Origin of the sequence: Alteromonas sp. I10, assembly GCF_003201515.1 — a bacterium.
Lineage (GTDB): Bacteria > Pseudomonadota > Gammaproteobacteria > Enterobacterales > Alteromonadaceae > Alteromonas > Alteromonas macleodii.
This window is the reverse complement of record NZ_QJJN01000009.1, coordinates 91,282-102,770: the sequence shown is the minus strand read 5'-3', so window position 1 is coordinate 102,770 and position 11,489 is coordinate 91,282. Positions and strand designations below refer to the sequence as shown.

12 protein-coding genes are annotated in these 11,489 nt (G+C 44.7%); 8 read left to right on the top strand and 4 right to left on the bottom strand.

Annotation, left to right across the window (positions count from 1 at the left end):
* Positions 1–3: 3 nt before the first annotated feature.
* The 8 genes from BZA03_RS16375 to BZA03_RS16340 all read left to right on the top strand — a co-directional run bounded on the left by BZA03_RS16375 (position 4) and on the right by BZA03_RS16340 (position 7,898).
* Positions 4–705: a DNA-3-methyladenine glycosylase I gene (locus tag BZA03_RS16375; protein WP_110289351.1), complete on the top strand. Its 702-nt coding sequence runs from the start codon at positions 4–6 to the stop codon at positions 703–705.
* Between the two features lie 161 nt (positions 706–866).
* A complete protein-coding gene (ubiE, locus tag BZA03_RS16370; RefSeq protein WP_014950941.1) occupies positions 867–1,664 on the top strand; it encodes a bifunctional demethylmenaquinone methyltransferase/2-methoxy-6-polyprenyl-1,4-benzoquinol methylase UbiE in 798 nt (265 codons plus the stop codon).
* Complete coding sequence (locus tag BZA03_RS16365) at positions 1,664–2,299, top strand: SCP2 domain-containing protein (protein ID WP_101566073.1); 636 nt, start codon at positions 1,664–1,666, stop codon at positions 2,297–2,299. The genes ubiE and BZA03_RS16365 overlap by 1 nt, the downstream gene beginning before the upstream one ends.
* 23 nt (positions 2,300–2,322) lie before the next feature.
* Entirely contained in the window at positions 2,323–3,951 is a 1,629-nt protein-coding gene (ubiB, locus tag BZA03_RS16360; protein WP_014950939.1) for a ubiquinone biosynthesis regulatory protein kinase UbiB, read from the top strand.
* A gap of 293 nt (positions 3,952–4,244) precedes the next feature.
* Positions 4,245–4,454, top strand: coding sequence for a cold-shock protein (locus BZA03_RS16355; protein WP_012519905.1), 210 nt, complete (start codon positions 4,245–4,247; stop codon positions 4,452–4,454).
* Between the two features lie 402 nt (positions 4,455–4,856).
* Positions 4,857–5,495, top strand: a complete 639-nt coding sequence (locus BZA03_RS16350; RefSeq protein WP_258364656.1) for a hypothetical protein — start codon at positions 4,857–4,859, stop codon at positions 5,493–5,495.
* 79 nt (positions 5,496–5,574) lie between these two features.
* Complete coding sequence (locus tag BZA03_RS16345) at positions 5,575–6,057, top strand: Lrp/AsnC family transcriptional regulator (RefSeq protein WP_014950937.1); 483 nt, start codon at positions 5,575–5,577, stop codon at positions 6,055–6,057.
* Between the two features lie 245 nt (positions 6,058–6,302).
* The gene (locus tag BZA03_RS16340; RefSeq protein WP_110289349.1) at positions 6,303–7,898 is read left to right on the top strand and encodes a methyl-accepting chemotaxis protein; all 1,596 of its coding nucleotides are present in this window, start codon (positions 6,303–6,305) and stop codon (positions 7,896–7,898) included.
* A 34-nt stretch (positions 7,899–7,932) separates the two neighbouring features.
* On the opposite strand, the gene BZA03_RS20430 is transcribed toward BZA03_RS16340, so the two are convergent.
* From BZA03_RS20430 to BZA03_RS16325, 4 genes are all read right to left on the bottom strand, one after another.
* Positions 7,933–8,097 carry a hypothetical protein gene (locus BZA03_RS20430; RefSeq protein ID WP_014950935.1) on the bottom strand — a complete coding sequence of 55 codons (165 nt, stop codon included), beginning with the start codon at positions 8,095–8,097 and terminating at the stop codon, positions 7,933–7,935.
* A gap of 392 nt (positions 8,098–8,489) precedes the next feature.
* On the bottom strand, positions 8,490–9,497 hold the full coding sequence (locus BZA03_RS16335) for a cytochrome d ubiquinol oxidase subunit II (protein WP_014977546.1): 1,008 nt from the start codon (positions 9,495–9,497) through the stop codon (positions 8,490–8,492).
* Between the two features lie 11 nt (positions 9,498–9,508).
* A complete protein-coding gene (locus BZA03_RS16330) occupies positions 9,509–10,882 on the bottom strand; it encodes a cytochrome ubiquinol oxidase subunit I (protein WP_110289348.1) in 1,374 nt (457 codons plus the stop codon).
* Between the two features lie 11 nt (positions 10,883–10,893).
* On the bottom strand, positions 10,894–11,451 hold the full coding sequence (locus BZA03_RS16325) for a GbsR/MarR family transcriptional regulator (RefSeq protein WP_014999724.1): 558 nt from the start codon (positions 11,449–11,451) through the stop codon (positions 10,894–10,896).
* Positions 11,452–11,489 lie beyond the last annotated feature (38 nt).

Below are 11,489 nucleotides of genomic sequence, written 5' to 3'. Positions count from 1 at the left end.
CACATGAAAGAATCTAAGTTAGAGTCTTTCCAATCTATTTACCAGCGAGCGTGCGAACGCAAAGGCGGTGAAAAGGTGCTTGAAGCTATGCTCCAAGCACCGCTTTCTAAAGCACAGATTGAAGCCATTTCTGACGATCGCTTTCTAGCTGCAATGACCAAAAAGGTGTTTCAGTCGGGCTTCGTGTGGCGAGTTATAGAGCAAAAATGGCCCGATTTTGAAACCGTATTCTTCGGTTTCGACATAGATAAAGTGTTGCTGATGCCCGATGAAATGCTAGAGCAAAAAGCGTCAGACAAGCGCATTGTTCGAAATTATAAAAAAGTGATGACAGTGCGCGACAACGCCATGATGATAAAAGACGTGGCGCTTGAACACGGTAGCTTTGGTAGGTTTGTAGCTGGTTTTGAAAAAGGCAATATCACCGAACTTTGGGCGTTTTTGAAAAAACGCGGTGCGCGATTAGGTGGCAACACCGGCCCCTACATGCTTCGAGCACTAGGCATAGACACGTTTTTATTCTCTCGTGACGTGGAAGATTACTTGCGCAAGAATGAAATTATCGACGGTGGCTTAACCTCGAAAAAGTCGCTGTCGGCGGCCAATGCAGCGTTTGCTCAATGGCATGAGGAAAGCGGTCGTTCCTTGCAAGAGATCAGTGCCATTGTTGCCTTTAGTTGGGGTACAAATAATAGGGTAGTCTAAAGCGAATTCTAAACTGGCGAGCCTGTACCTTACAGGTTCTGCTTTTTTACAGGGAAGGAGCTTGATTTACATAAGCAGACGGGCAGGCATAAAGCTTTTGCTCGAGCACACAATCCTATACACTTCGGCATTAATAAAAATATTCAAATTACAGGACTGTCATGAGCGACAATCAAACTCCCGCTACGCAAGCAGACTCTGCAATCGACAATGCTACTGAGCATACAACGCACTTTGGTTTCAAACAGGTGGATAAAGGGCAAAAAGCCTCTTTGGTTGCTAATGTTTTCGACTCTGTTGCAGCAAAGTACGACGTAATGAACGACCTTATGTCGATGGGAGTGCATCGTTTATGGAAGCGTTTCACAATAGACTGCAGCGGTGTTCGCGCGGGTAATAAAGTATTGGATATTGCCGGTGGTACTGGCGATCTAACCGCTAAGTTCTCTCGCTTGGTAGGCCCTACAGGGCGCGTAACCCTTGCCGATATCAACTTGTCTATGCTGAAAGTAGGCCGTGATAAGCTTCGCGATCGCGGCTTGGTAAGCAATATCGATTATGTGCAAGCTGACGCGGAAGCACTGCCTTTCCCCGACAACCATTTTGATGTGGTGACCATGGCATTCGGCCTCAGAAACGTAACGGAAAAGCAAAACGCGCTTAATTCTATTTTTCGCGTGTTAAAACCAGGCGGCCGTTTACTGGTATTAGAATTTTCTAAGCCTACGTCAGAGCAGCTCAGCAAACTCTACGATATGTACTCGTTTCACATTTTGCCAAAAATGGGTCAGCTAGTGGCGAACGATGCAGAAAGCTACCAATACCTTGCGGAAAGCATACGTATGCACCCAGATCAAGAAACCTTGAAGGGGATGTTCGAGCAGGCTGGCTTCGAGCAATGTGATTACCAAAACCTGACTGGCGGTATTGTAGCGCTACATAGAGGTTATAAGTTTTAATGCCTACTTCTGCGCTGGTTACCGCAACGGCTGAATCGGTTTTAAACAAGTTGCTGTCTTTAGACGAAGACAGCGAAGTAAGGCTAAAAGCGCTTGCTGGCGCCAGGCTTACCGCGTTCATTTCGCCGCTTCCTTATGGTATTACGCTGTCGTTTTCTGACCGTATTGACGTACTCAGCGAACAAGGCTCGTTTGAAGACGCCGTCGCGTCCCTTGGGCCGAAAGACTGTTGTATTAAAACGTCGCTACAAACCTTGCCAGAGTTAAAAGAAACCAGCCAGTTGACTCGTCTTATTCAGCAAAAGGCCCTCTTTTTGGAAGGAGAGCTCAATGTTGCTCAGCAGGTCAGTGCCTTGTTTCAGCAGCTCGATATCGACATTGAAGAGTTGCTGGCACAAAAGACCAACGATGTTATTGCCCATCAGACCGTGAAAACGGTGAAAACCGTGCATGAGAAGTCGATGTCAGCGCTAGCTTCCATGGCGAAGGTATTCGGCAACGCCGTAGTAGAAGAAAAGCAGCTTGCTGCACACAAGCTGGCGGTTATGCACTTTAGTGACGAAGTTAATGCGCTTCGCGATCGAGCAGAAAGTGCCGATGCGAGACTGCGCCGCCTAGAAGAAAAATTTAAGTAAGATTGAGAGAAACAGGCTCATAAATGCGTATTGTTAGGTTATACCGAATTAACAAGGTATTGTTGGAACACGGCTTAGACGAACTTATTCCAGCAAAGTGGTTACCCTGGTACGCGCGGGCTATGCGCCATACCATTTTTTGGGTGCGAAACAAGCACAAGGGCAAGTCAGCCGGCGAGCGTATTACCCTTGCACTACAAAACCTTGGGCCTGTTTTTATTAAATTCGGCCAGATGCTCTCTACCCGCCGAGACTTGCTTCCTCCTGCCATTGCTAACGAACTTGCCCGTTTACAAGACAAAGTTCCGCCGTTTTCATCTGACGCTGCACAAGACATTATCAAGCAAGCGCTAGGGCTTTCTGATTTAAGCGAATTATTCAGTGAATTTGAAAAAGCGCCGCTGGCGTCTGCCTCTATAGCCCAAGTTCACGCGGCAAAGTTGAAGCATAACAACGAAGACGTCGTGGTAAAGGTATTGCGCCCAGATATTCGCGATACCATCGTGGCGGACATGGAGCTTTTGTTTAGCTTGGCTAACGTGCTTCAACGCTGGCTTCCTGATGGCAAACGGCTGCGTCCTGTAGAAGTGGTTGTAGAATACCGCAAGACCATTGTTGATGAACTTGATTTACTGCGTGAATCTGCAAACGGTATTCAGTTAGGGCGGAACTTTGAAGGTTCAGACGCGCTTTATGTACCTAAAATTTACAGTGACTATTGCCGCAGTAATGTGTTGGTTATGGAGCGTATTTACGGTCTGCCAATCTCAAATATAGACGCATTACTTACCCAAAATACCAATATGAAAAAATTGGCCGAGCGCGGTGTGGAAGTTTTCTTCACTCAGGTATTTCGCGACAGTTTTTTCCATGCAGACATGCACCCGGGCAATATCTTTGTATCTACCGAACACCCTGAAAACCCCAAATATATCGCTATCGATTTTGGCATTGTGGGTACGCTCAATCGTGAAGATAAGCGCTATCTGGCTGAGAACTTTATTGCCTTCTTCAACCGCGACTATCGCAAAGTCGCCCAGCTTCACGCCGACTCAGGCTGGGTACCGCAGGATACCAATATCGATGAATTCGAGATGGCCATCCGCACGGTATGCGAACCTATATTCCAAAAGCCACTTGCTGAAATTTCCTTTGGTAACGTGCTGCTGCAGCTATTTAATACGGCACGACGTTTCAATATGGTCGTGCAGCCACAGCTTGTGCTACTGCAAAAAACATTGCTGTATATCGAAGGCTTAGGCCGTCAGTTGTATCCTCAGCTCGACCTTTGGAAAACCGCTAAGCCGTTTCTTGAAAACTGGATGAAAGAGCAGATTGGCTTTACCGCCATGATGGGGAAGGTGAAAGACAACTTACCTTTCTGGTCTGAAAAACTACCTGAAATGCCAGATCTGCTGTACGACAGTTTACAGCAAATGAAGCGCTTGCCATTGCAACAACAAAGGGCCCATTTGGCACTGCTCCAAGAGCAAAAGAAAACAACTCAGACCACTCATTTAAGCGTAGTGGGCGCCACTTTTGTGTTAATGACAGCAATACTGCCAATGTACGATTTATCATGGTATTTCCCTGCAAGTACAGGCGTAATTGGCGCAATTTGCTGGTATTTAGCCTGGCGGAAAGGGCATTAATTTTTGTTACGCTGCGGTGAAATATTTATGAAATCCGTAGTTTATCAATTAATTTGTATATTAATCGTCCCGAAGAGTGTTATAGTGGCTTTGGCTTTTAGCCAAAGTCTTTAAAGAGACGCGATTTTGTATTATTTGCTATATGTTAAACCACTCGAGTTACCCGGTAATTTGTTGTAAGTTGTTTGTCCATTCGTAAGTAAGACCCAATACTCCGCCAATTTAAAGACTCTAAAGAACTTAGTTACACGCGCTTATGCGCAATTTAATACGATATTTGAGGTCTATACGACATGTCTAAAGTTACAGGCACAGTTAAGTGGTTCAACGCTGATAAAGGTTACGGTTTTCTAACTCAAGATAACGGCGGTAAGGACGTATTCGTTCATTTCCGTGCGATCATCTCTGACGGTTACAAAACGCTTCCAGAAGGTCAGCGAGTAGAATTTGAAGTTGAAGAAGGTCAAAAAGGTCTTCAAGCTGCTAACGTGCAAGCTATCTAAGAATTCAAAAACGGCGGTCATTTGACCGCCGTTTTTCTTTCTATTGTCTGCATTTCCACACTCACGCTAAACGCGCGACAAAGCTTTTAGTCCATACCGCTTTTGGTATATATCATTTTTAACGAATAACGCTTTCATCAATAGCTAGTCTACTACGTCGCTATCGTCATCCTCTCTCGGCTACACCACATAAGCACTCGTTCACCCCAATAAATTTGAAGCTCGCAGCATATTCCTAATATCAGTACGCCACGGTATTGCGTAGTCATAGTGTTTAATGCTTTACTCATTACAACGCCCATTTGGGTAATACCAGTCCGCACAGTTAATTACCCACTCAGCGAGACTCAAAGTGTTCGTAATCGCTGCGATAAATACGTCTACAGGGAGTGCTTAATGCGCATGACATCAACTATTCGATCTTCATTGGCCACCGCGCTACTTATTCTAATTTCAAACCTTGCTTATGCTGCTCAGGCAAATGGACAAGTCGATGATCAGGGTGTTTTAGCAATGGTGCTTAATACTGAAATCCGTATGGCAGACGTCGTGCCTAGTGAAGAAGAACGTAAAAACTTGAAGCAGCAAGCGAAAGACAATTACGCAGGTATGCTTGATTATGTGGTCCGTGTAAATGCGTCTAACAGAATTTATGAGCTTGTTTCAGAGGACTATGCAAAACAAAAAGGCATAACGGTTAATCAAACACTGGTAAGCAAGTTTATCGAGAAGTTTGAAGGTCAGGTTTCAAGTGAAACGGCAACGAAACCCATTAAAGAGATAGCGGCCAAGCAGGTTCTACAGTTTCAAACAGAAAAAGCGATGTATGAAGAGTTTGGAGGGCGTGTTATCTTTCGCCAGTCTAACCCGCAAATGCCGATTGACGCTTACAATACACTGTTATCTCGCTATCGCGATGCAGGTGAACTTAGCATAATAGATGTGGACTTGCGGGATGCATTTTGGGATGTATTCACGCCTCCCTTTCAGTACGAAATTGCACCAGAAAATGTCGACTTTAATCAGCCTTGGTGGCTGTAAATAGCCTCCATAAAAGTAAAGCGCCTGACGTAATTCGCTGAAAAACTGAGAACATGGAAATAAAGGGCAACATCTCACTATGCGTAGTGAAAAAACAAGCGGTATAGACACAATAGATAAAGCCATTTTGGCCATGCTACAGAATAACGCTGACACGCCTGTCGCAGAAATCGCTGAGCAAGTTGGGCTTACGGTAACGCCCTGCTGGCGGCGTATTCAAAAGCTAGAAGAGAAGGGCATAATCTCTAGGCGAGTAGCGCTGTTGCAAGCAAAACACCTGGGACTGGCCATGACCGTTTTCGTGCAAGTAAAAGCGGGCAGACATGATGGAAAGTGGCTGGCAAGTTTCGCCAAGCACGCCGCGTCATTTGATGAAGTTGTTGAATGTTATCGTATGTCTGGCGAATACGATTACCTACTAAAAGTCCTTGTTACCGATATGGATTGCTTTGATCATTTTTATAAGCGATTGGTTAACGGTATAGAATTTTCCGACGTCACTTCAAGCTTTGCAATGGAGCAGATTAAGTACACAACCTCGGTACCGCTTAACCATATTTAACCCCTCATAATTAGCGTTGGTTTTCTCAATACCTTCGGTGATAGATGAGGCAACTTGCAGTTGAAGACACCAAATAACATAAATTCGATAACTTCCCGATTAAAAATCTGAAAGAAAAAAGCAACCGTAGCGGTCTATTTTTGTTCAATTGTAGGAGAAGTATATATTTTGTCCTACCACGAATAGAAAAGGGTGCAGAGACGTGCGACAAGTATAGGCGTGCCCCTAAATAATATGGGGGTTATATGTTTAAAACCATCAAGCAAAGAATCTTGCTCGGTTATCTTCTCGTTGTAATTGTGTCGCTCATCGCGGCAATTGTATTGACAAAGAACAACGCCAATGTCGAAAACTTAGTAGAAGCCTACGTGGCTGAAACATTACCCTCGTTAAGCGCTATCGATGATATACAAACTCAAAGCAAAGAGTTGGTGCTTATCGCGTATTCCTTATACGGAACCACAATAAATAGTCGCGAATATAACGGACAGAAAGACCGGCTCGTCGACGAGACCAACGCCAAATTTTCCCAATTCAGCTATATGGGAAGCGATGCCGCTCAAGAAAAATTTGATGTACTGGTTGCGTCAGCTGCGTCTTTACAGCAAACGATGTCAGCAACATCGATAGATTGGGATATTGCACGGGAAAATCTTCAAGTCATTACCCAAGCAGCATCTGAACTAAATGTACTTTTGACTGGGGTACGCTCGGGTGTTGAGCGTGCTGCGAACTCTCGAACCATGGCTATTTCTGCTGAACTCAGTGTGAGCCAGTTCACTATCTACAGCCTAATCATATTGCTACTGGCTGTATCCATAATGGGCTACATACTTGCTAAGCGGAATATCGCAAGTCCTATCGAAGAGATGGCTAAAAGGCTTGACGATATTGCAAAAACACGCAATTTACAGTCACGTCTACCTACTCAAAATTTACAAGAACTCCACGCGATAACGCATAGCGTTCAAGGTCTACTAGCCGTATTTCACAAGGGAATGACTGACCTTCAACATGCAGTGAATGACCTGAACCACTCATCACAAACACTTAACAGTGCAACATCACACTCTTCAACCGCTATTCTAAGCTTTCAAGGAGACATCAAGCAGCTAATGTCAGTCATGGATAATCTGTCTGATGAAATGGAACAAAGTCTTACTCTATCTATAAAAGCTGCGGAACAAGCGAAAGGTAGTGCCCACCAGATAGCGCAAGGTAAGGTGGATGTGGAAACCACAGCGCGCGCCATCTCTGATTTAACCCTGAACATTGATAAAACTGCTACTACGTTAGATAAGCTGCAAAGCGATGGAAAAAACGTATCGAGTGTGGTGAAAACCATTGCTGAGATTGCTGATCAAACTAACCTATTGGCACTTAATGCTGCAATAGAAGCGGCAAGAGCAGGAGAGTCGGGTAGAGGTTTCGCGGTGGTGGCGGATGAAGTGCGTACGCTAGCATCAAGAACTCATCAATCGACAGTTGAAATTAATGCCATGTTAGAAAAAATAGTGCAGTCAATTCGTGATTCTGTACAAACTATGACTTCGAATAAAGACAAGGCACACAACGCATTGGGGCTTGCCAATGAGCTGGTGATTACGTTGGAAGACGGACGCAAAAGTGTTTTATCGTTAGTTGAGGTGAGCAATGAGGCTTCGGCTCTTGTACAACACGCTAAAGATCAGGTACAAGTTGCACGCGAAGGGGCACTAGATTTTCAAATGCTGGGCGATCAAGTAAAAGCCGCGAATACCAATGTGAATAGTGAAGCGAAAAGCTTATTCAGCCTGGCTGAGAACCTTCAGGAAAACGTTAATAGATTTAAATTGAGCTAAAAAAATGGGGCCGGTTTGACGGGCCCCATATAAATTAATGATTTTGGTCTTCAACGTGCTGATCGGCAAATATCTTGGATTTCTTTTTGATTTTACATCCTAAGATACGCTGCGCATTTTTACGGCCGATATAGTGAGCGACTGTGTAGGGGTGCGCGCGCTTGAAGAACCGTGAGAACGAATGGAATACATTTTCCATGGTATTGGCTCCTTCTATTAAAAATTGCCCCAAATAAAATATAGTAATATTACAGTTTGATGTCAACAAAATATTTAACGGTAAGTAACGTTTAAATTTTGATCACACCTTAAGGGTAGACTAGCTAACGCTAAACATCCTCTAGTCATTGGTATACATTGTTCGAGGGAAAGGATCATATTTTGATCGCAGGTTTTCAGATCGAGTTCGTGGATTGGGGATACTGGTCGCCGCAAATGCCCCAAGCACAGAAAAGGCGTCGGGAACCGCAAGAAACTCGCAATGTACAGCGTTTAGTATAGCGCTGAATAGAAAGTGAACACCATTGAATTTCAATGATGTTCACTATTGTTTCAAGTAATTGGGATCTGCTGCGATCCCATTAACAAAGGCTAGTAGTAAGAAAGCTTCTCTGATTTACCGGAGAATATCTTATATACCATGGCCGTATAAGCCAAAATAATAGGTACTACAATAACTACGCCAACAAGCAAGAAGCGCAGAGAGCTTGCATCACTAAGCGCATCCATCACCGTCATCTGTCCAGGGATGATAAACGGATAGTAGCTTATGCCAAATGCGGTGAAACAAAGTAAAAATACTAGAAGGGCAATAAAGAACGGAAGCCATTCGCCTTTCCCTTGTGCATCAGGCAGTTTTTTAAGCAACACACCACATAGTGCTAGAAGCGCAAAACACGCTACTGGAATAGCGAAAAGCACATAGCCCCAAGGAGCAGACAACCATAAGTCTCGTACGTCATCGTGTAAGGTTAGATTCGCGATACTTACCGCGACAATCCCTACCGCCAGTACCCCTAAACCTCTTCTGGCCCAGTAATACGCCTTTTGTTGAAGCTCACCTTCGCCTTTAAGTATTAACCAGCACGAGCCAATAAACGCATAGGCAGCCGTAACACCAAATGCAGCGAGAAGTGCAAAGCCTTGCGCCCAAATATCTGTGCGAAGACCCGTCACGTATATACCCAACATATACCCTTGAGCTAATGTGGTTAAAAGCGAACCGTATTTGAATACCATGTCCCACTTACGCTTTTTCACCTGCACAACCTTGGCGCGAAAATCGAACGCTACGCCGCGCAAAATAAGCCCTAATAACATGAAGGTTGCAGGCAAGTACAAGGTTTGTAAAAACTCACTATGGGCTTCAGGGAAAGCAATAAGCAGTAGTCCTATGGCGAGCACAAGCCACGTCTCATTGGCATCCCAGTAAGGCCCTATAGAGGCTATCATGTCATCGCGAAACGTTTCTGTTCTTGGCGGGATAAGTACACCCACACCCAAGTCGTAGCCATCTAAAATGGCGTACAGCAATACAGATAGACCAAGTAAACCCACATAAATATTTCCGAGCATTTCTGCTGATACATTTTCAAACATGTTTGCTCTCCTTAAACCGTGCTTGGGTCTGGGTCAGTAGGTTGCATTTTTGCCTTGGCAACTTCGCGCTCTTCCGTCGTTATCTCTTCAATTTCAACGGCTCTTCTGCACATCAACATAAGTGTTCCCATGTATGCGATTAGAAGCACCGTATAGATAACAAGATAAAGCGTGAAAGACAGAGCAATATTCGCCGGTGGCAATTGGGTAACGGCATCAGCGGTTCTTAATACACCGCTTACCAAATAGGGCTGACGGCCTATTTCCGTTACGTACCAGCCTGCTAAGGTAGCAATCCACCCGCTAAACGCCATGCCTGCAAACGTGCGTTTAAGCCAAATTGGGAAGTCTTTGTTACGCATAAGATAAAGACTGCCAAGCCATGACACAGCAAGCATCAACATGCCCATACCCACCATAACCCTAAAACCGAAGAAAACAGGGGCAACGGGCGGATGCTCTCCTTCAAACTCATTTAACCCTTTAATCTCGCCCTTAAGCTCGTGAGTAAGAATTAAACTTGCACCATAGGGAATGGGAATTTCAAAATGATTCTCTTTGCTATCTTCGTCAGGAATTGCAAAAAGCAACAAAGGTGCACCTTCAGTGGTTTCCCAAAGTCCTTCCATCGCCGCTACTTTCTGAGGCTGATGCTCAAGCGTATTTAAACCATGCATGTCGCCAGCAAAAATTTGTAGCGGGATTAACACTGCCGCCGTATAGGTGGCGGTTTTAAGCGCGAGCTTAGGCGCAAGCTTGTCGTCGCCTTTAAGCATGCGGTAGGCTGAAAGCCCAGCTATCAGGAAGCTGGCCGTCAGTCCAGACGCTAACATCATATGTACAAAGCGGTAAGGGAAAGATGGGTTAAAGATAATTTCTTTCCAGTTTGTGGCATACACAACGCCGTCGACCACTTCAAAACCCTGTGGGGTTTGCATCCAGCTATTTAAAGCTAGTATCCAGAACGCAGAAGTAGTGGTGCCAAGTGCAACAATAAGGGTTGAAGCCGTATGCAGCCAGTTCGGAACTCGGCGTATGCCAAACAGCATGATGCCTAAAAACGTGGCTTCTAAGAAAAAGGCGGTAAGTACCTCATAACCGAGTAGTGGCCCCGCCACATTACCTACTTTCTCCATGAATCCAGGCCAGTTAGTACCAAACTGAAATGACATGGTGACGCCGCTTACTACACCCAAGGCGAAGCTTAGGGCAAAGACACGTACCCAAAAGCGATACATACGCATCCACACAGGGTGACCTGAAATATTAGAGCGCAGCTTAAAGTAAAATAGAAACCAGCCCATCGCCATGGTGATGGTTGGAAACAAAATATGAAAACTAATATTTAACGCAAATTGTAAACGAGACAGCAAGAATGCATCCACAGAAGGCCCCCTTAGTTAACGCTGTTTTTCCCAGGAAGTAGCTTGTCCTTAAGCTCAAGCATACGGCCCACGCCAGAACCCAACTTCATCAACGTGTTTAACTTTTCAGGCCCAAGATTTTGAAGCTCTTCAGACCATGCCGTAATTGATTCGAGTAAATCGTGAATTTCGTTCAGTTTATGTTGTGCATTTGCCTCTTTTTCATTGGCAGGTGCGTCAAGCAACAAATCACGCAGTAGACTCATGGTTGGGTCTATCTCGCGCTTTCTTCGTTCTTCAAATACTCTATTGGCCAATGTCCAAATATCACCAGCCGGAATAAAGAACTCTTTTCTCTCACCAGGAACAAGATGCTGTTTAACTAAGCGCCATGACTGAAGCTCTTTTAAACCCATGCTGGTATTGCCTCTGGATATGTTGAGCGCATCTGCAATTTCCTGCGCCGAAATGGGCTCTTCGTTTAAAACAATAAGCGCAAGAATTTGCCCAACTGTTCTGTTGAAACCCCAACGACTTCCCATTTCGCCAAAGTGCATAACCGCAGATGTAATTAAAGGCGTCATTTTCATTTCTACCTTCCAGAAGTTTCAGAAATTACTGAAAGTTT

Coding starts and splice junctions, on each gene's coding strand:
- BZA03_RS16375 (WP_110289351.1), top strand. CDS start 4: ATGAAAGAATCTAAGTTAGAGTCTTTCCAATCTATTTACCAGCGAGCG.
- ubiE (WP_014950941.1), top strand. CDS start 867: ATGAGCGACAATCAAACTCCCGCTACGCAAGCAGACTCTGCAATCGAC.
- BZA03_RS16365 (WP_101566073.1), top strand. CDS start 1,664: ATGCCTACTTCTGCGCTGGTTACCGCAACGGCTGAATCGGTTTTAAAC.
- ubiB (WP_014950939.1), top strand. CDS start 2,323: ATGCGTATTGTTAGGTTATACCGAATTAACAAGGTATTGTTGGAACAC.
- BZA03_RS16355 (WP_012519905.1), top strand. CDS start 4,245: ATGTCTAAAGTTACAGGCACAGTTAAGTGGTTCAACGCTGATAAAGGT.
- BZA03_RS16350 (WP_258364656.1), top strand. CDS start 4,857: ATGACATCAACTATTCGATCTTCATTGGCCACCGCGCTACTTATTCTA.
- BZA03_RS16345 (WP_014950937.1), top strand. CDS start 5,575: ATGCGTAGTGAAAAAACAAGCGGTATAGACACAATAGATAAAGCCATT.
- BZA03_RS16340 (WP_110289349.1), top strand. CDS start 6,303: ATGTTTAAAACCATCAAGCAAAGAATCTTGCTCGGTTATCTTCTCGTT.
- BZA03_RS20430 (WP_014950935.1), bottom strand. CDS start 8,097: ATGGAAAATGTATTCCATTCGTTCTCACGGTTCTTCAAGCGCGCGCAC.
- BZA03_RS16335 (WP_014977546.1), bottom strand. CDS start 9,497: ATGTTTGAAAATGTATCAGCAGAAATGCTCGGAAATATTTATGTGGGT.
- BZA03_RS16325 (WP_014999724.1), bottom strand. CDS start 11,451: ATGAAAATGACGCCTTTAATTACATCTGCGGTTATGCACTTTGGCGAA.